15 protein-coding genes are annotated in these 18,203 nt (G+C 67.7%); 7 read left to right on the top strand and 8 right to left on the bottom strand.

Features of this window, described 5'->3' with window-relative positions; all coding sequences use genetic code 11:
• Positions 1–32: 32 nt before the first annotated feature.
• Entirely contained in the window at positions 33–1,967 is a 1,935-nt protein-coding gene (locus NET02_RS09945) for a tetratricopeptide repeat protein (protein WP_284057255.1), read from the bottom strand.
• Positions 1,968–2,179: 212 nt separating this feature from the next.
• Between NET02_RS09945 and NET02_RS09950 the strand changes: the two genes are divergently transcribed.
• Positions 2,180–3,148, top strand: a complete 969-nt coding sequence (locus NET02_RS09950) for a queuosine 5'-phosphate N-glycosylase/hydrolase (RefSeq protein ID WP_284057256.1) — start codon at positions 2,180–2,182, stop codon at positions 3,146–3,148.
• Here NET02_RS09950 and solA read toward each other — a convergent pair.
• A complete protein-coding gene (gene solA / locus NET02_RS09955) occupies positions 3,142–4,302 on the bottom strand; it encodes an N-methyl-L-tryptophan oxidase (protein ID WP_284057257.1) in 1,161 nt (386 codons plus the stop codon). The genes NET02_RS09950 and solA overlap by 7 nt on opposite strands.
• A 741-nt stretch (positions 4,303–5,043) precedes the next feature.
• On the opposite strand from solA, the gene NET02_RS09960 reads away from it, so the two are divergent.
• Positions 5,044–7,380: a heavy metal translocating P-type ATPase gene (locus tag NET02_RS09960; RefSeq protein WP_284057258.1), complete on the top strand. Its 2,337-nt coding sequence runs from the start codon at positions 5,044–5,046 to the stop codon at positions 7,378–7,380.
• Between the two features lie 67 nt (positions 7,381–7,447).
• Positions 7,448–8,683, top strand: coding sequence for a glycogen synthase (glgA, locus tag NET02_RS09965; RefSeq protein WP_284057259.1), 1,236 nt, complete (start codon positions 7,448–7,450; stop codon positions 8,681–8,683).
• 56 nt (positions 8,684–8,739) lie between these two features.
• Here the strand turns inward: glgA and serA are convergent, their stop codons facing one another.
• The 3 genes from serA to NET02_RS09980 all read right to left on the bottom strand — a co-directional run bounded on the left by serA (position 8,740) and on the right by NET02_RS09980 (position 12,067).
• The gene (gene serA, locus NET02_RS09970; RefSeq protein WP_284057260.1) at positions 8,740–10,992 is read right to left on the bottom strand and encodes a phosphoglycerate dehydrogenase; all 2,253 of its coding nucleotides are present in this window, start codon (positions 10,990–10,992) and stop codon (positions 8,740–8,742) included.
• A gap of 330 nt (positions 10,993–11,322) precedes the next feature.
• Positions 11,323–11,781 (bottom strand): type II toxin-antitoxin system VapC family toxin, encoded by a 459-nt coding sequence (locus tag NET02_RS09975; protein ID WP_284057261.1) that lies wholly within the window; start codon positions 11,779–11,781, stop codon positions 11,323–11,325.
• Positions 11,741–12,067 (bottom strand): ribbon-helix-helix protein, CopG family, encoded by a 327-nt coding sequence (locus tag NET02_RS09980; RefSeq protein ID WP_284057262.1) that lies wholly within the window; start codon positions 12,065–12,067, stop codon positions 11,741–11,743. Before NET02_RS09980 ends, NET02_RS09975 begins: the two co-directional genes overlap by 41 nt.
• Positions 12,068–12,340: 273 nt before the next feature.
• Between NET02_RS09980 and NET02_RS09985 the strand changes: the two genes are divergently transcribed.
• Both NET02_RS09985 and NET02_RS09990 read left to right on the top strand, forming a co-directional pair.
• Positions 12,341–13,378, top strand: a complete 1,038-nt coding sequence (locus NET02_RS09985; RefSeq protein WP_284057263.1) for a thiamine pyrophosphate-dependent dehydrogenase E1 component subunit alpha — start codon at positions 12,341–12,343, stop codon at positions 13,376–13,378.
• Positions 13,375–14,394, top strand: coding sequence for an alpha-ketoacid dehydrogenase subunit beta (locus NET02_RS09990; RefSeq protein ID WP_284057264.1), 1,020 nt, complete (start codon positions 13,375–13,377; stop codon positions 14,392–14,394). Before NET02_RS09985 ends, NET02_RS09990 begins: the two co-directional genes overlap by 4 nt.
• 73 nt (positions 14,395–14,467) lie before the next feature.
• On the opposite strand, the gene NET02_RS09995 is transcribed toward NET02_RS09990, so the two are convergent.
• Positions 14,468–15,343 (bottom strand): universal stress protein, encoded by an 876-nt coding sequence (locus tag NET02_RS09995; protein WP_284057265.1) that lies wholly within the window; start codon positions 15,341–15,343, stop codon positions 14,468–14,470.
• A gap of 172 nt (positions 15,344–15,515) precedes the next feature.
• Between NET02_RS09995 and NET02_RS10000 the strand changes: the two genes are divergently transcribed.
• Positions 15,516–16,583: an Ldh family oxidoreductase gene (locus NET02_RS10000; RefSeq protein WP_284057266.1), complete on the top strand. Its 1,068-nt coding sequence runs from the start codon at positions 15,516–15,518 to the stop codon at positions 16,581–16,583.
• 118 nt (positions 16,584–16,701) lie between these two features.
• Positions 16,702–17,244, top strand: coding sequence for a TspO/MBR family protein (locus tag NET02_RS10005; RefSeq protein ID WP_284057267.1), 543 nt, complete (start codon positions 16,702–16,704; stop codon positions 17,242–17,244).
• A gap of 34 nt (positions 17,245–17,278) precedes the next feature.
• On the opposite strand, the gene NET02_RS10010 is transcribed toward NET02_RS10005, so the two are convergent.
• Together NET02_RS10010 and NET02_RS10015 are read right to left on the bottom strand one after the other, a co-directional pair.
• Positions 17,279–17,965, bottom strand: coding sequence for a maleylpyruvate isomerase N-terminal domain-containing protein (locus NET02_RS10010; RefSeq protein WP_284057268.1), 687 nt, complete (start codon positions 17,963–17,965; stop codon positions 17,279–17,281).
• Positions 17,966–18,130, bottom strand: a complete 165-nt coding sequence (locus tag NET02_RS10015) for a hypothetical protein (RefSeq protein WP_284057269.1) — start codon at positions 18,128–18,130, stop codon at positions 17,966–17,968.
• Positions 18,131–18,203 lie beyond the last annotated feature (73 nt).

Consider the following 18,203-nt stretch of genomic DNA (forward strand, 5'->3'; position numbering starts at 1 on the left):
GTTCAACTCCCCTGCCGGCGGCGCGCATCCCGCTACTTCCGTCGCAAAGACCGCTCGTAGTGGCGGGCAGCCAGCGCCTGGGTGCCTCGTCGACGGTAGATTGCCCCCAGAAGCCGATCCGCCTCCGCCGCACCCGGCCCGCCAGCATCCGCGATCGGCGTCAGCTCCGCGATCAAGGCATCATCGAACGCTCGCCCGGCGCGGTACAGCGCCCGATAGCAGGACATCGCTTCCTCGATCCGCCCAGCCTGGAACAGTCGCCGCGCCTCAACCAGCCGATCCTCCGGCTCACCCTCGCCTCGCGCCACCGCCTCAGGCACCGGTTCGCCTTCCTCAGGATGCTGGCCCAGACGCCCCGTCGCCACCAGCTCTTCCTTCACCGCGCGCGATCGCTCGAAGAGTTCCGGACCGATTCCCAACCGCTCCGCCGCAGCGGACAGCGCCTCCCGCTCGTCCGGCTGCTCTCCCGATACCGGCACCCACTGCTCCGGAACGATCTCATCTGTCGCGCCTCTTCCAGGAGCAGGCGCCGGCTCGCCCACCTCCTCGAACGCCTGCGGCGCCCGCTCTTCCGCGTACCACTCCTCGAATGCCGGCGGCTCCACCTGGCCTACTCCAGGCACCAGCTCCTGGTCGATCACCGCATGCTCCAACCACGAGCCGGTATCCTCGACGCCCCCCACCGCCTCCGCTGCCTCACTCGCCGGGCCCACACTCTCCTCAGCAGCAACCGCCTCCGCTTCCACAACGTCTCCCACGCCGGCTTGCTGAGGTTCCGCGCCCGCCTCGACCGTCTCTCCCGCCGCGAATACCTCCGGAGTGAATGGCTCTAACCCTTCCAGTTCGTACGACTCGAGCAAGCCTGTCCACCCCGGCTCGAGCTCACCGCGCGGCCGCGCCGCCTCGATCTCGTCATCGCTGGGAAGTTGCAGCAGCGGCTCCTCAACCGACTCCGTCAACGCATCGTCCGCGCCCTCTGCCGGCGAGAACGGCTCCAGTCCCTCTCCCTCGAGCGACCGCAGCAGGCTCGTGTAGCCCGCTGTCCCTGTCTCCGCGGGACGCGCAGCCTCCAGCTCCTCGTCCGACGGCAGCTCCAGCAGTACCTCGTCCCGCTCTTCCGCTGGCGCCCTCACCTCGCGCGCGGGGAACTCCGGCGCTGCTGCTTCAGCAGCCACCATCTCGCCGGCCAGCACTCCCTCATCCACTTGTGGGATCGCGGCGGGAAGTAGCGAGGCCTGCAGATCCTCTTCCCCGGCCAGCACCAGGGTGGCTGCTCGTCGACCGTCCACGTCGATCCGGCATGCCCGCTCCCGCAGCGCCGCAGCCTCATGGGTCTCCCCTCGCTCCTGCTCGATCTGCGCCAGGATGAGCAGCGGTACCACAGCGTCAGGCAGAGCCTGCAACACCGATTGGCACACCTGCGCCGCAGTATCCAGTTCACCCCGTCGCCACAGCGCGACCGCAAGCCGCTGCTGCACGTCTACTCTCTCAGCCGTCTGGCTGAGCACTGCCCGGCACTCGTTGGCGGCTCGCGACCAGCGCCCGCCACGGCTGTGTTGGGCTGCCAGCGCGGCACCAGTCAGGAAGAGCTGTCCCTCGCCGTAGCAGGCCTCTGCCAGGCGGGCCACCCGCTCCCGTAGCTCCCGATCCCATGGCGAGCACTCCCAGACGGCCTGGCAGAATGCGAGCGCAGTTTCTAACTCGCCGCGCTGCTCCGCGATCTGGCTGAGACCCAACGCTGCCTCCCGATCCTCTGGATCGAGCTGCCGAACTGCCTGGAACGCCTCTTCAGCCAGCCCGATTTCGCCAGCGTGAAGCGCCGCTCGCCCCAGCAACCGGTGCGCCGCAAGATACTTCGGAAACTCCCGGAGCAGCGCCTGGCACAGCCGCATCGCCTCGCGATAGCGACCATCTTGGAGCGTCGCCTCTGCCCGCTCGATTACCGTCGTCACCGGGAGGGTACTCATCGCCCACCCTCCGTCTCATCCGCTGCACGTCCTCGACGCCAGCTTCAGCGTGGTCGCCGTTGGAACTGCCGCCGACGCCAGTATACCCAACCTACGCCGGCACAGCCCTAGCCGAATCCTCCTAGCTTTCCAGTCGACCTGCCACACCGCATGCTATAGTTCCCGCCCAGGGCATACGGCTGTCCTAATCGATATCGACACGGGAGATCGCGATGCAGCGGCCCGATCCGCTCGGCGTGCTCGAAACCACGCGCTTCGTCCTCCAGCAGGCACAGTCCGTCCACCTGAGCCCTGAGGGGCTCGACCGCGTCGCTGCGGCGCTCCTCGCCCAGCCGGCCGGTAGCCCGAGCTGGGAGCACCCGCTCCACTGGCGCGGTGAGCGCGAGCAGACGGCCAACTACGTCCTCGTGCTCGACGCTCTGAACTTCTGCTTCTGGCCTGAGCCCCGCTGGCGCGTCGACTACCGGGGACAGGTGTACGACGGTTACTGGGCACTGGCTGCCGCGCTCCGCCGCGCTATCGAGCAGGGTGAACCGCTCTGGGACGCTGCCTACCTGGCCCGCATCACGGCCGAAGGCCTCGCTCGACTGCTCGCCGGCGACGGCAACGTCCCGCTGCTCGCCGAGCGCGCCGCGAACCTGCGCCAGGTCGGGGAAGGGCTCTTGGCCCACTTCGGTGGCTGGTTCAGCCAGGCCATCGAGCAGGCGGGACGCAGCGCGGTGGCACTGGTGAAGCTGGTCGTGCAGCACTTCCCCTCCTTCGACGATGTCGCTCGCTACCGCGACCAGGAGGTTCGCTTCTACAAGCGTGCCCAGCTTCTTGCTACGGACCTCGCCGGCGCGTTTCGAGGACGCGATCTCGGCGAGTTCCGCGATCTCGACCAGCTTACCGCGTTCGCTGACTACAAGCTCCCGCAAGTGCTGCGCTATTACGGCGCGCTCACATACTCGCCGGCGCTGGCGACCCGGATCGACCGGCGCGAGGAGCTTCCCGCCGGCAGCCAGGAGGAGATCGAGATCCGAGCAGCGACCGTGTGGGCCGTCGAGGAGCTCCGTCACCGGCTCGCGGCCGCGGGCCGGCCGATGCCGCCCTGGCAGATCGACTGGGCCCTCTGGAATCTCGGCCAGGCTTTGCCGCCCGACGCCCCGCCGTACCACCGTACCCTGACGATCTTCTACTGACCGCCCGTCCCGCCGACGCTGACGCCGCCATTGGCGAACCGGCGCAGCGAGAGAAAGTCGATCGGGTGCCGCGTCCTCCCTTGCAGCGCCAGGTCGGCCAGGATCTCGCCGACCACGCTCGCGAACTTGAACCCGTGCCCGGAGAAGCCACAACCGATCAACACTTGCGGCCACTCCGGGTGTCGGTCGATCACGAAGTGCGCATCTGGCGTCATCGTATACATGCAGGTCAGCGTCCAGAGCACGCGATCCGCCGCGCCCGGCAGGTACCGGTTCAAGACGGCCTGCAACGAGGCGACCTCCTCGCCCGAGACCTCGCGCCGGATCGTCTCGGGGGTGCAGGCCTCGCCGGCGTCGTGACGCCCGAACTTGATCCCCTGCCCAGGCAGGGCCGGAAAGCCGTAGTAGTCGCCTTCTGGCACGTCGAGCAGGTACACCGGGAGGCGGTCGGCCTCGAAATGCGCCGGCTGACTGGGTGCGAAGTGGACATTCACGACGCGCTGAACCTCGAGCGGCACAGGCAGCCCGGACAGCACCTCGGGGGCCCAAGGCCCGGGTGTCAGGACAAGTCGATCCGCGCGCTCGATACCGCCGTCGCTCTCGACGACGACGCTACTCCCCTCCACTGCCCAGTGCCTGGCAGGTTCGTTGAAGCGCAGCACAGCCCCCCGGCCTCGCGCGACCGACTGGAACGCCTCGATGCAGGCCTCAGGATCCAGCACGCCGGCGTTCGACTCGTAGACAGCAACGAAGTCTTCAGGCAACCTGAGCGCCGGGAAGCGCCGAGCAGCCGAGGCGGCGTCCAGCACCTCGTGCGGGATCCCGTGCCGGCGCGCACTCTCCAGCGCCCCGCTGACGAACGCGCTCTCCGGTCGCCCGATGTTGAGGCCTCCAGTGATGCGCAGCAACCGGCGGCCACTGATCTCCTCGAGCTCTCGCCAAAGCTCGTACGCCCGCCGCACCAGCGGCACGTACTCCGGCGACTCGAAGTAGGCCTCACGGATGATCCGGCTTCTGCCGTGTGACGAACCTCGGGTATGCAGCGGCTCGAACGCTTCCAGCCCCAACACCCGTGCTCCCTGGCGGGCCAGCATCGCAGTGGTGGCGCTGCCCATCGCTCCGAGGCCTACCACGATGACGTCCCAGTGCCCCATATCGACCTCCTCCCGGTACCCGCGATCGCCCACGCTGAAGCGCACGTCGATTCCAGAACAGGCGGCTCGTCGTGTCCATCATCGCAGATGGGCGGCACTCTGAGACGACCGACCCCAGTCATCACTCCTCACCGCGGCTGGTGCCGCGGTCACCGGCGATGCTCGGGTGCAGGGTAGTTTCCGATCAACGAAGCCTTGGTCTCCGAGGGCTGGCGGGTCCCGTGTTGGGGAAAGTATGTGCTCGATAATCTGGAGAGATCGCCGCAGGTAGTAGCGGCTCTGGAGAATGGGGAATCTCGGCGAGAGCCTCGTCAGTATCGGCCGAACAGCCCCGCGCCGTTGTGGAGAAAGCGTCCGTGGCTGCCGTGGAAATCCAGGCGCGTACCTGTGTCTCGTCGTCGCGGGCCGGGTTATCCCCGATTCCCGGACCGCCTCGCGGCTCGTTGTCCTCACACCAGCATCGACGTATACCCGGAAGTAGTGGACAACGGGAGGGAGTTATCCACAACTGGCAACGAGTTATCAACAGCCGTGGATAACTCGCACATCGGTTCTGACGGGACGGTGCCATTCAGGCAAGGCGGATCAGCAACGCTGCTGATAGCCCGTGTCGGGTAGCGGGAGGTGAACCATCTCGCGTGGCTCATCCTCCGTTTGCCGCGCCGGAGAGATTCCAGTACACTGCGGATGAAAATAGGACTCATTCTCAGATTCCTGACCGAGACAGGAGCAGCAGGAAGAATGACCGACCTCGATGAGCAGCCGAAGACGTGCCGCGAAGTGCTCGAATCTGCTATCGACGGCGTCGCCGGCATAACCAGCGTGATATTCGACCCCACGGCAGCGCTGGTAACCGTCGAGTATGACGCAGCCCGGATCGACCACCAGCAACTGCACGCTCCGATCGCTAGACTGGCTGACGCTCTCGGTGAGCACCTGGCTCTCCGTTCGAACGGCGCTGAGGATATCCCATGCCACGAGTGTCAAGCACGCGCGCCAGTACGCGTGACACGACCCGCGCAACAGAGCCCAGCGACGACCCTACGGAAGGTGACGGTACCGCTTCGCATACCCGTGGTACCTGTCCCTCCGGCCGCGCGCACTGCCGAGCGACGGGAGGAGCAAGCTCTCTGGTGGCGTGAACACGGTCTACTCATCGCCACCGGGATGACAGCCGTCTTCTTGCTCGCAGCCTGGTTACTCGAACGCTCCGCTGCTGTCGTACCGTGGGTACCGATCTTCCTGTACGTGTCGGCCTACGTAGCGGGTGGAGCCTACGCGACCTACCGCGCGGCCGTAGCCCTGCTCAAGAAGACCGTCGATATCGATCTGCTGATGATCGTCGCTGCGGCTGGCGCCGCGTATATCGATGCCTGGGTCGAGGGCGGCCTGCTCCTCTTCCTGTTCTCCCTCGGCAACGCGCTCGAACACTACGCGCTCGGACGCACTCACCGCGCCGTGCGCTCGCTGATCGAGCTCCGGCCTGACTCAGCGCTCGTCGTCCGCGATGGAGTAGAGATGGTCTTGCCGGTCGATGAGCTGGTCGAGGGCGATCAGGTGGTGGTGAAACCAGGCGAGCGACTCCCGGTCGACGGTACCGTCCTCGCTGGTGAGTCTAGCGTCGACCAGTCGCCCATCACCGGAGAGTCGATCCCCGTGCACAAGCGACCCGGCGATTCAGTTTTCAGTGGCACGATCAACACCAGCGGCCTGCTGCGTATCCGTGTGGATCGAGTGGCCAGGGAGAGTACCCTGGCCAAGATCATCCGCATCGTCGAGGAGGCCCGGCAGGAGAAGTCGCGTGCCCAGCGATTCACGGAAAGGTTCCAGGGCAAGTACGCGGTCGGCGTCCTGGTGGCCGCGGCCGTCGCCGCACTGCTGCCGGTGGTGGTGCTCGGCGAGCCGTTCGAGCCCGCCTTCTACCGCGCGATGACGCTGCTGGTGGCCGCCTCACCGTGCGCTCTCGTCATCTCGACGCCGGCCTCCATCTTGTCGGCGCTCGCGAATGCCGCGCGGCGTGGCGTGCTCTTCAAGGGCGCGCTCCAGCTCGAAACACTCGGCGTCGTCGACGCCGTCGTATTCGACAAGACCGGCACGCTCACCCGCGGTGCACCGTTCGTGACGGATGTCGTGACGGTGCCGGGCGTCGATCCAGAGGAGCTTATTCGCCTGGCCGCGCCGGTCGAGCATCGCTCCGAACATCCGCTCGGCTTGGCCGTTGTCGAGTACGCCGTGTCACGCGGCTGGTTCGATTCCGCGGACGCCGAGGCGGTCACGGCACTCGAGTCCATCCCGGGGCACGGCGTGCGCGCGCTCCTCCGGTCAGAATCCATCCTGATCGGCAACGAGCACTTATTCGCCCGTGCTGGCGTGCTGCTTCCCCCGGAGCTGCGAGATGCCGCTGAGGCGCTCCGCGAGCAGGCGCGCACCGCGGTCTACGTTGCGGTCGGCCAGCGCGTTCTCGGGCTCATCGGTATCACCGACGTCGTCCGGCCGGTCGCTCCATCCGTCGTCGCAGCCCTCCGCCAGCTCGGGATACGCCGCATGCTGATGCTCACCGGGGATAACGAGCGTGCTGCGCGCGCGATCGCTCGCCAGGTCGGCATCGAAGAGTGGCATGCTGGTCTCCTGCCGGAGCAAAAGGTGGAAATCGTGCGCCAGCTCCAGCGATCCGGCTTGCGCACCGCGATGGTGGGCGATGGCGTGAACGATGCCCCAGCGCTCGCGACCGCCGACGTCGGAATCGCAATGGGTGCTGCGGGTAGCGACGTCGCGCTGGAGACGGCCGACGTGGTGCTGATGGCGGACGACCTCGAGAAGTTGCCGTATGCGATCGAGCTCTCGCGGCGCGCGCGCCGAGTCATCGTTCAGAACCTCGCGATCGCGCTGGCCGTCATCGCAGTGCTGGTTGCCAGCGTGCTCATCCAGGGTCTGCCGCTACCGGTCGCTGTGGTTGGACACGAGGGGAGCACGATCGTGGTGGTGCTCAACGGCCTCCGTCTTCTGAGTTTTCGCCCCCGCGTGGTCTCGGGAGGCCCAGCCGGCCGGTCGGGCATCACTCCTGTGCCTGCTGGCTGAGACACAGGAGGATCCGCTCTCCTGCCTCCACTGCCCGTGGTAGCATCCTTGCCGGCAGGAGGGAGTCATGGGCGACGTGCAGAAGGTGACGATCTTCACCAACGAGTACCCGCCGCACGTCTATGGTGGCGCCGGCGTGCATGTCGAGTACCTGAGCCGGGCGCTCGCCCAACTGATCCAGGTCGAGGTTCGCTGTTTCGGGGATCAGGATCACCAGGAAGGCAACCTGCGCGTCAAGGGCTACGTCGGCTGGGACGAGGTGCGGCGCAACACCGACCCGCGCTTCATCGGCGCGCTCGACGCGCTCTCGCGCAGCCTGGCGATGGCCAAAGATACGATCGACGCCGAGGTCGTCCACTGCCATACCTGGTACACCGATTTGGCCGGGTTCTGGGCCCGGCTACTCTGGAACGTCCCGCTCGTCGTCACCATCCACTCGCTCGAGCCGCTGCGCCCGTGGAAGGCGGAGCAGCTCGGAGCGGGCTACCAGCTCAGTAGCTGGATGGAGCGCACCGGGATCGAGCACGCTGACGCCGTGATCGCAGTCTCTCGCTCGACCCGCGAGGACGTGCTGCGTCACTTCGCCGTGCCGCCCGAACGTGTGCACGTGATCCACAACGGGATCGACGCCGACGAGTACCGCAAGACCCATGCCGTCGACGCGCTCGTCCGCTACGGGATCGATCCGGCACGTCCCTACGTCCTCTTCGTCGGCCGGATCACCCGGCAGAAGGGGATCATCCATCTCGTCAACGCGATCCCCTACCTCGATCCGGCGCTCCAGGTCGTCCTCTGCGCCGGCGCGCCCGATACCGAGGAGATCGGACGGGAGATGACGGAGCGCGTGGCCGCGGTGAGCTCCGGCCGGCCTGGCGTCATCTGGATCCAGGAGATGCTGCCACGCCGCGAGGTCATCCAGCTCTACTCGCATGCGACCGTCTTCTGCTGCCCCTCGGTGTACGAGCCGTTCGGCATCATCAACCTCGAAGCCATGGCGTGCGAGACGCCGGTCGTGGCCTCGAACGTCGGCGGCATCCCGGAGGTCGTCGTCCCTGGCGAGACGGGCTTCCTCGTCGACCTCGAATTGAAGCCGGGCACGTTCGAGCCGATCGACCAAGATGGGTTCTCGCGCGCGCTGGCCGAGGCGATCAACCGGATCGCGCGCGATCCCGTGTTGAGAAAGCGGATGGGCCAGGCCGGCCGCCGGCGGGTCGAGGAACACTTTAGCTGGGCAGCGATCGCGCGGCGGACGCTCGACCTGTACCGCGATGTCGCAGCGGCTGCGCGTCAGGCGTCCGGCTGAGCCACCCGCCGCGACATCCGGGCGGCAACCGGGAGCTGCGCGAGCGGCGCGGCTCCTCAGTCCGCCGGCTGGCTGAGCGCGGCTCTCACCGGGCGCCCGGCCATCTGCGGCGCTGGCTCGGGCAGCGAGACCACGTAGGCCGTCGAGATATGCGGGATGGTGAGGATCTCGGCTAGCGCCTCCTCGGGGATCGGGTCGTCGACGTTGAGCACCATGATGGCTTCGCCCCCGCGCTGGTGCCGGCCGACCTGCATCCCGGCGATGTTGACCTCGTAGCGACCCAGGATGGTTCCGATCTGCCCCACGATCCCCGGACGATCCCGGTGGTGCGTGATGAGCATGTGCCCGGCCAGCGGCCGCTCCAGTGAGAAGCGATCCACCTCCATGATGCCGGCGTCCTTGCGATCCCAGCGCACGGTCACGTGGTGGGGCGACTCGCCGTCGACCTCGAAGCTGAACTCCGGGATCGCTGCCGCGCTCGAGTCGAAGCGCACGCTGACGAGCAGGTTCAGCTCGGCAGCCACGAGCCTCGCGTTGACCGGCGTCACCCGGCGATCTGACCAGCGGCGGAGCGCTGAGCTGAGCGCCGCCGCTGTGACGTGCTCGGCCACGTCAGGCGCGACCTGCCCCCGCACTGTCACGGCGAACGTGCTCGGACGGTTGGGTTGGAGGACGGCGATCAGGTGCCCGGCCGCGTCGGCTACCTGAGTGAGCCGCAGCAGCTCCGGCGCGCGCAGCGAGGCCGCGGGCAGGTTGACCGCGTTCGGGACGATCTCGCCACGCAGAGCAGCCAGTGTGGTCGTGCTGATAATCTCGCCGACAGCCTCCAGGGCCTCCCGGCTGGAGCCCCCGATGTGCGGCGTGAGGACAACGTTAGGCAGGCCGAAGAGCGGGCTGGCGTAGGCAGGCTCCTCTGGGAAGACATCGATGCCGGCGGCGGCCACGTGCCCGCGCTGGAGGGCCTCCGCCAGCGCCACCGGATCGACGACTTCGCCGCGGGCACAGTTGATGACGATCGCCCCGGGCCGGAGCCGGGCGATCGCATCGGCATCGAGCATGTGGTGCGTCTCCGGGGTCGCTGGGACGTGGAAGGTGATGATGTCGACATTCTCGAGCAACGTCTCGTAGTCGACCGGCTCCACGCCGAGCTGAGCGAACCGCTCGCGCGTGATGTACGGGTCGTAGCCGAGGAGCCGAACCTCGAAGGCGCGCAGGCGCTGCGCGACCACCGACCCGACGCGCCCCAGCCCGACGATGCCGACCGTCTTGCCCTTGAGGTCGAAAGGCTTGAAGCGCTTGCGCTCCCAGCGGCCGGCGTGCGTGCTGGCGTTGGCCTCGGGCACGCAGCGGGCGATGGCCAGCATCAGCGCGATGGTGTGCTCGCCGGCTGAGACCGCGTTCGCGCCAGGCGCGTTGAGGACGAGGATCCCTGCCTGGGTAGCCGCCTCGAGGTCGATATTGTCGACTCCGCTTCCAGCGCGGGCGATGACCCGAAGCCTTGGAGCAGCCGCCAGTACCTCGCGCGTCACCAGCGTCTCGCTGCGCACGATCAGCGCATCGGCGTCCTGGACGGCCTTCAGCAGCGCCGCGCGGTCTCGCCCGTCGATGTCGACGATATCGGCTTCTGCCGCCAGCCGCTGGCGCGCCTTCTCATCGATCAGGTCACTGATGACGATGCGCCTGCGTCGTGGCTCGGCATCTTCGGGCTCGTGCCAGCGGGCGTTCGCCTGGGGAAGCACAGGCCCGATCTCACCGGCCAGGCTGAGGATCCGCTCGATCGCCTGTGCCAGATCCGGTACCCGGACGACGAGAGGTGACTCATCGGCCGGGGCAGGCTCGCTGCTGAGGAGGAAACAGGTGATGCCGGCACGGGCGTAGCACGTCGCGTGGCGCAGGCTGTCCTCGATCGCGTGCGTCACACCCAGGGCGCGCGCGACTTCGACCTTGTCGTCGGCGAACTCGATCCGGCAGGCCGGGAAGCGATGACGGCGGAGCCAGTCCTCGGCTACCGCCCGGGAGCGAGCTGGCCGAGCAGTCACGATCCAGACGTTCTCGGCGCCGAGAGTATCGAGTAGTCGCTGCAGCAGCTCTTGCGCCCGCGGGGCGGCCTCTAGCAGGCTGGCCGGGCCGCCTGGCCCGTAGACCCACTCGCGAACCGCATCGGGCACGTTACAGCCGGCCGAGTCGACGAAGGCATGGTCGGGGAGTTGCATCCCCAGCGCCCGATTCGCCGCCTGGGCGAGTGGCGCCGGGTGTTCGGTCAATACACCGTCAAGATCGAGCGCGAGCCGGATCGTTAGCTTCTCCACGTTGTTCCCTCCGGTCCAGTACATCCTTGACGATCAGGTCCGGGAACCCCGGACGGCGACTGGATCCGGAGGGACTACTGGCGCCGCGACCGGAGCTGGAGGAGGCCGACCACGATCCGCTGAGCGACGTGCGGGCGGGCAGCGAGACATGGAACCGGTGGCGGTGCATTCGATCCTCCTTGCGGTCGTCCAGACGATGCGCCAGTAGCGCGCTCATCCTTGACGATCGGCAATTGTCGAGCCGGAGTATAGCCGATTTCCTCCCCGCTGGCCAAGTGAGTCGTGCAGCCTCGCGGGGGCCGGCTCAGTCTGCTCCGCCTCATGGACAGGTCAACGCCTGCTGGTGATCGACTGAACCCAGGTTGCGCCCGCTCGCCGAGCGCTCGCGGCCAGACGCTGATCTGCGCACCAGAGTTCAGCCCCCAACTCCTCGGCGAGCGCGAGGTAGAAGGCGTCGTAGGCCCGCCGTTGCTCGAGTCGCGTGGCCCATTCAAACGCAGCGCGCGTTTGCTCAGGTGTCATCGGCAGGAGCTCTACCTCCAACGCCAGCAGGTCGTGTAACGCGCGACGGCCTTCTTCCAGGGAGATGGCGCCAGTGTGCACGAGCGCCCGCAGTGCCGATGCGCTATCAGCCAACCAGAGTATCGGCGCCACCACCCTCGCCCTCTCGCGCCGCCACTGGATCAGCAAATCGAGCGGGTCAACGCGAGAGACGACCGGCACCACGACGCAGATCGCGAGGCTGGCGTCAACGACGATCGTCCGTCGAGCCGGCCAAGATGTCTGCATCGTGCTCCTCCCGCTCCGCCGCGACGAGTGCCGCAATGTCGATATCGAGCGGCACGCCACCGCGACGCTCGAGTACCGCCTGCCGGTGCTGACGGATCCGCTCGAGGGCGGCCATTTGCCGTGCCAGGATCACGTCGGCAGCCTGATCCCGCTGAGCCAGGTGCTCGCGAACCAGCTCCCTCAGCAGCTCGGACAGGCTGCGCCCCTCTAGCCGGGCCAGCTCGACCAGTGCTCGATACTGCTCCGGCTCCAGCAGAATCTGCGTCCGGTGCATCCGCTGCCTCACGCTCTCACCCCTAGTGGTGTATACATCTCCATTTCAACACCGATTGTACGGAGCGGTCGTGAGCAAGGTGAGCGAGTAGCCCGCGCCTGGAGACAGGGAAGCGACCGACAGGCCAGAACGGGCCCTGGAGCTCACGAGCAATCCATAAAGCCGGGCTAGCCTTCACCGTTCCGCGCCTTGACTGATTGACACCGGTCGGGTCGCTGACTATGCTGGGGGTAGAGCCCGGCTACAACGCAAGAGCGGTGTCCACGCCAGCGAGGGAGGTGAGGCATGTGGAAACCGGAGCCGAGTCTTGCGGATCTCCAGTACCTCGTCGAGAAAGCTGGCCTGACCCGCGACGCGCTCCTCTCCGCCTACCGCCAGATGTGCCTGATCCGCCACTTCGAGGAGACCATCGCTGACCGTTACTACATCGGCAAGACCCCGGAGTTCAACATGGCGGCCGGGCCGATTCGGGGTGAGATGCACCTGGCGGTCGGGCAGGAGGCGGTCGCGGTCGGCGTCTGCTCGCTGCTGGAGGCTGAGGACGTGGTGGTGAGCACTCACCGGCCTCACCACCATGCGCTCGCCAAAGGCGTCGACCCGAGCAAGCTGGCGGCCGAGATCTTCGGCAAGCAGACCGGCCTCTGCCGCGGCAAAGGCGGCCACATGCACCTGTTCGACAAGGAGAAGAACTTCTCCTGCAGCGGCATCGTGGGTGCCTCCTTTCCCCAGGCAGCCGGCGCCGCCTTCGCCTTCCGGCAGCGCGGCCAGCGGAACGTCGCGGTCGCGTTCTCCGGTGAAGGCGCGGCCAACCACGGCACCTTCACCGAGACGCTCAACGCGGCGGTGCTCTGGCAGCTCCCGTTGATCATCGTCGTCGAGGACAACATGTATGCCGACTCCACGCCCAAGTGGGCGGCGCTCTCCCAACCGCACCAGTTCCAGCGGGCGCTGGGCTACAACGTGCCCGCGTATCTGGTCGACGGCATGGACGTAATCGACGTCTACCGCGCGGCGCGGGCGGCGATCCAGCGGGCGCGCGAGGGCCAGGGGCCGGCGCTGATCGAGGCCGTCTGCTACCGCTATCGCGGGCACTTCGAGGGTGATGCCGAGGAGTACCGGACGAAAGAGGAAGTCGAGCTCTGGCGCGCGCTCGATCCGATCCCGCGCCTCGGGAACCGGCTCAAGAAGCTGGGCTGGGCCGACGACGCGACGCTGGAGGCGCTCCGCGCGGAGGCGCAGCGCGCCGTCGAGCAGGCAGTGGCCTTCGCTGAGCAGAGCCCGCTACCGGATCCGGCTGAAGCACTGACGGGGGTGTTCCGATGAGGACGATGAAAGGGATCGCCTTCGCGATCGCCGAGGCCATCGACCAGGAGATGGCCGAGCGGCAAGACATCGTGGTGCTGGGCGAGGACGTCACCTACTGGGGCGCCGTCTTCGGCTTCACCATGGGCCTCCACCAGAAGTATGGCCGTGACCGCGTGGTGGACACTCCGATCACCGAGCAGACGTTCTTCGGCATGGCCGTCGGTGCGGCGGCCGTCGGGATGCACCCGGTGGTCTCGCTCATGTTCGTCGACTTCCTCGGCGCCGGCTTCGACCAGATGTACAACCACATGGCCAAGAACCACTACATGTCCGGCGGCCAGTTCGCCATGCCGGTCACGGTGCTCACCGCGATCGGCGGCGGCTACGGCGACGCCGAGCAGCACTCGCAGGTGCTCTATGGCCTGTTCGCTCACGTGCCGGGGTTCAAGGTCGTCGTGCCCTCGACGGCCTACGACGCCAAGGGGCTCACCATCAGCGCGCTGCGCGACCAGAATCCGGTGGTCATCTTCGGCCACAAGCTGCTGACCGGCCTGCCCTTCTTGCCGTTCGAAGGCGAGGAGGAGGAAGTCCCCGAAGAGCGCTACACGGTCGAGTTCGGCAAAGCCGCGGTGCGCCGCGAGGGCTCTGACCTCACGATGGTCAGCGCTGGGCTCATGGTGCACCGCTGCCTGCGTGCCGCCGAGCGGCTGGCGCAGGACGGCGTCGCCGCCGAGGTGATCGACGTGCGCACGCTGGTGCCGCTGGACGCCGACACCCTCGTCGCGTCGGCCCGGAAGACCGGGCGCGTGCTGATCGTGGACGAGGACTACCGCAGCTACGGCATGACCGGCGAGCTGGCCTTCCGGATCCAGGAGGGCGCGTTCGACGCGTTGAAGTCCCCGATCCGCCGGCTGGCTGTGCCCGACGTGCCGATCCCGTTCTCGGAGCCGCTCGAGCGCGCGGTCATCCCGAGCGTGGATCGGATCTACGAGGAGGCTCGGGCGCTGGTCGGCGCGCCGGCTCGCACCGCGTAGGATCCGGCAAGAAAGCGCGAGGGGCGACCACGTTGCCGGTCGCCCCTCCGCTTCCTTGTTGTTCCGGCCTGAATCAACCGTTCTCCTCCGGCTCCGCCGGGCGCACCAGCATGACCGGGGCGTTGCCCTCGCGGAGCACATGCTCGGCGACGCTGCCGAAGATGACCCGGCTGAGCCCACCGCGTCCATGCGTGGCCATCACCACCAGATCCGGCTGGCGCTCCCGCTCGAACGCGAGAAGCTGCTCGATCGCCAGCCCCTCGAGCACATGACTCTCCACCCGGACTCCCTCGGCGCGCAGCCGCTCGGCCAACTCGTTCAGGTAGTTCGAGGCGTCATCGATCATCTGCTGGGCAATCTCGGCGAGTACCTCTCCTGAGGCGGCGGCCTGCGCATGAGTGCCGAGCAGCGCGTAGATCTCGGGAGTCTCGACGACGCGCACCAGGTGCAGCTCGGCGTCGAACCGCCTGGCGAGCTCGACGGCGTAGGGCAGGGCTGCCTCGGCGAGCGGCGAGCCATCGAGCGGTACCATAATGCTGCGAACCTCGCCCAGCGCGCGCTGGGGAAGCCCAGAGCGGATCAGCAGCACCGGTACCCCCGCCCCACGGACGACGCGGTCGGCGACGCTCCCGTACAACCAACGTCCTAGCCCGCCGCGCCCGTGCGTGGTCATCACGATAATCGGGTCGGCCAGCTCCTGGGCCAGGTCGATGATCTCGGCAGCCGGATGGCCGTATCGCACGCTGAGCTGGACGCGGTCTCCGAGTTGCCCGGCCAGACGCGAGAGATACTCGCGCGCTTCGGCGGCCTCGTCTGGTGGCGCGTCGATCGGCACCACCCGGACGAGATGGAGAACCGCGCCCGTCCTCTCGGCGATCCCCTTCGCGTTCGGAAGCGCCTCCTCCGCCAGCTCCGAGCCATCGAGCGGGATCAGTACCGTGCCGAACATCGTCATCTCCCGTCGCTTCCGTCTAAGCCGATCTTCTCGTAGCATGGTACCATGTCGACGCTTCTGCTCTCGGAAGAGCGCGTCATCAGGACGGCTCGCTCGAGTCTGGTAGCCTTCGAGCCACGTCGTGGTCGCTCGGCGATGAAGCAGCGGCGGGTAGTGGGAGGGAACGATGGCACAGAGCACGGTGCGCGTCCCGGTATCGGCGCTCGGAGCGTTCGTCAACGACGTCTTCCTTCACCTCGGTGCGAGCGAGGAGGAGTCCCGGATCACGACCGAGGTCTTGATCGCTGCCGATATCCGCGGCATCGACTCGCACGGCATCGCTCGACTGCGCTACTACGTCAATCGAGTCCGGAGAGGGCTCGTCAACCTACGCCCGAACTTCAGGGTCATCACCGAAACTCCCTCCACCGTCGCCTTCGACGCCGACAATGGCCTGGGCCATCCGGCAGCCTATCGCGCTATGCGTCGCTGTATCGAGAAGGCCAAGGAAACGGGCCTCTGCATGGCGACGGTTCGCCAGAGTAACCACTTCGGCATCGCCGGCTACTACGCGACCATGGCGCTCGAGGAGCCGGGACTTTGCGGCCTCGCGATGACGAACGCGACGCCGCTCGTCGTGCCGACGAACGCTCGAGAGCCGTACTTGAGTACGGCGCCGATTGCCGTCGCCATCCCGGCCGGCAAGGAGCGCCCCTTCGTGCTCGATATGGCGACCAGCACGGTTGCCTGGGGCAAGATCGAGAATGCCCAGCGCGCTGAGAAGCCGATCCCAGCCGGCTGGGCGCTCGACCGCAACGGGGAAGTCACGACCGATCCGTTCGCCGCAGTCGCCCTGACGCCGCTGGGCGCGTTCCCTGAGCTCTGTAGCCACAAGGGGTATGGTCTCGCGCTCTTCGTCGAGGTACTCTGCGGGCAGCTCGCCGGCGCCGCCTGGGCGAGGTACGTGTCCGGCTCGCGGGGCGAGGCCCGTCCATCGAACACCGGGCACGCGTTCATGGCCTGGCGCATCGACGCCTTCCGCCCGCTCGACGAGTTTCTGGCTCATATGGACGAGATGCTGCACGAGCTGCGTACCGCTGAGCCGGTCGCCGGAGCCGAGCGCGTGCTCGTGCCGGGGGATCCTGAGTTCGAGGCGGAAGCCGACCGGCGGGCCAACGGGATCCCGGTGCACCCGAAGGTTCTTCAGGATCTGCGGGCGCTGGCGAACGAGCTCGGGGTACCAGCCGCGTTCTGAACCGCGAGCCCGTGCACAGAGTCCGGACCAGTACGCATTGCGAGCGGTTATGGTTTGATTGGCCTCACGGCTCCGCCGGGTGAGCTGATCCGTTCACCGGTCACCTGGAGGTGCGCCCATGCAGGCACGATCTCGATCCTGGTCTCGACAGCTCCGCTCGTTACTCCCGTTCGTGGCCGCCAGCTACGGCGCTGCCGCGCTCGGCAGTCTCTTCACCGCCCGCTCTCTCGGCCCGTGGTACCGGAGCCTGCGCAAGCCTCGCTGGACACCTCCGGATCGCCTCTTCGGCCCGGTCTGGACGGTGCTGTACGGCATGATGGCCGTCTCTGCGTGGCTGGTCCGGCGTGCGGCACACGCCTCGCCCGGGCACGACCGTGCCGGTCGGGCTGCGCTGCTGAGCTGGTGGCTGCAGCTCGTGCTCAACGTCCTCTGGTCGGCCGTCTTCTTCGGCCGACGCAGCCTCTCCGGTGGACTCGCGGTGATCGCGCCCCTCTGGGGGATGATCGCGAGCACAGCGGTTCTAGCCGCGCGCGCTCGGCCGCTGGCCGGGCTGCTCCTGCTGCCGTACCTGGCCTGGACTGGCTTCGCTGCCGCCCTGAACTACCGCATCTGGCAGCTCAACCGCCGCCGCCCCCTGCTCCGGCGAGCGTTGCCGAGCTAGGCGCCGCGCGTTTCGGCAGGCCCGGGATCGGCCTCTAAATCGAGAAGAAGAGCGACCGGTAGCGGTCGGCGACCTGTTGATCGCCGTAAGCGGTGCCGGCGCGCACCCGCCCGAAGGCGGTCAGGACGAGGCTTCCCGGATCGAACTCGAACACGGTCGGCGCGTTCAGCTCATCGGGCGGGCAGGGCTCGTAGGCGTAGCCGCTCGCGTTGACGGTGACGCGCCAGGTTCCGCCGTTCCGGCCGGACACCCGGAAGCCGACTTGGATCGGCTCCGAGCCGACCCGCTCGGTGTCCGTCGTCACCTGCCACAGGATGAACATGAACGGCGCGAGGAAGTCGGCCACGTCGCCCGGCAGGCCATTGGGCAGGCCGAGTCCCTCGCGAATATCCCAACCGTGCACCCCGTAGTCCATGAGCTGGAAGACAGGGTAGATGAACGCCGGCAGCGGGCCCATGTAGGCATGCGGTACCTGCAGCCCGGTCCACTCGTCGGCGCTCAATCCCTCGAAGATCGCCATGACCCGCTCGAAGTCGTCGCGCAGGCGCCGAAGCAGCTCGGACTGTGGCACCGAGCGGAAGGCTTGCGCGCGCTCGTCCAGCCGCTTGGCCATCACGCGCAGTCCCAGGGCCGGCTCCGCCTGGCCGCCGCTGCGCGCGATGTCGAAGTCCTTCAGATAACCCTCGGTCACATCGACCATATGGCCGACGATATCCCGCACCTACCAGTGACCGCAGGCGGTCGGCGCCTCCCAATGCTCCGGGCGCTCGGCCAGCTCCATAACGCGCCTGGCCTCTTCGCGCACTACACGCAGGAGTCGATCCTTGTTGCTGTAGTTGGTGGCATCCCACTGGGCGCGGTCCGGAACCTGCTCGACAGTTGCCATGGGACCCCCTTTCGGCGAACAGGCTACCGACGACGTGCTGTGACTTGCGCGGCACCAGCCGGATCGTGCGGCT

This window comes from Thermalbibacter longus, assembly GCF_023806485.1.
In the GTDB taxonomy this organism is placed as follows: Bacteria; Chloroflexota; Chloroflexia; order Thermomicrobiales; family Thermomicrobiaceae; genus Thermalbibacter; species Thermalbibacter longus.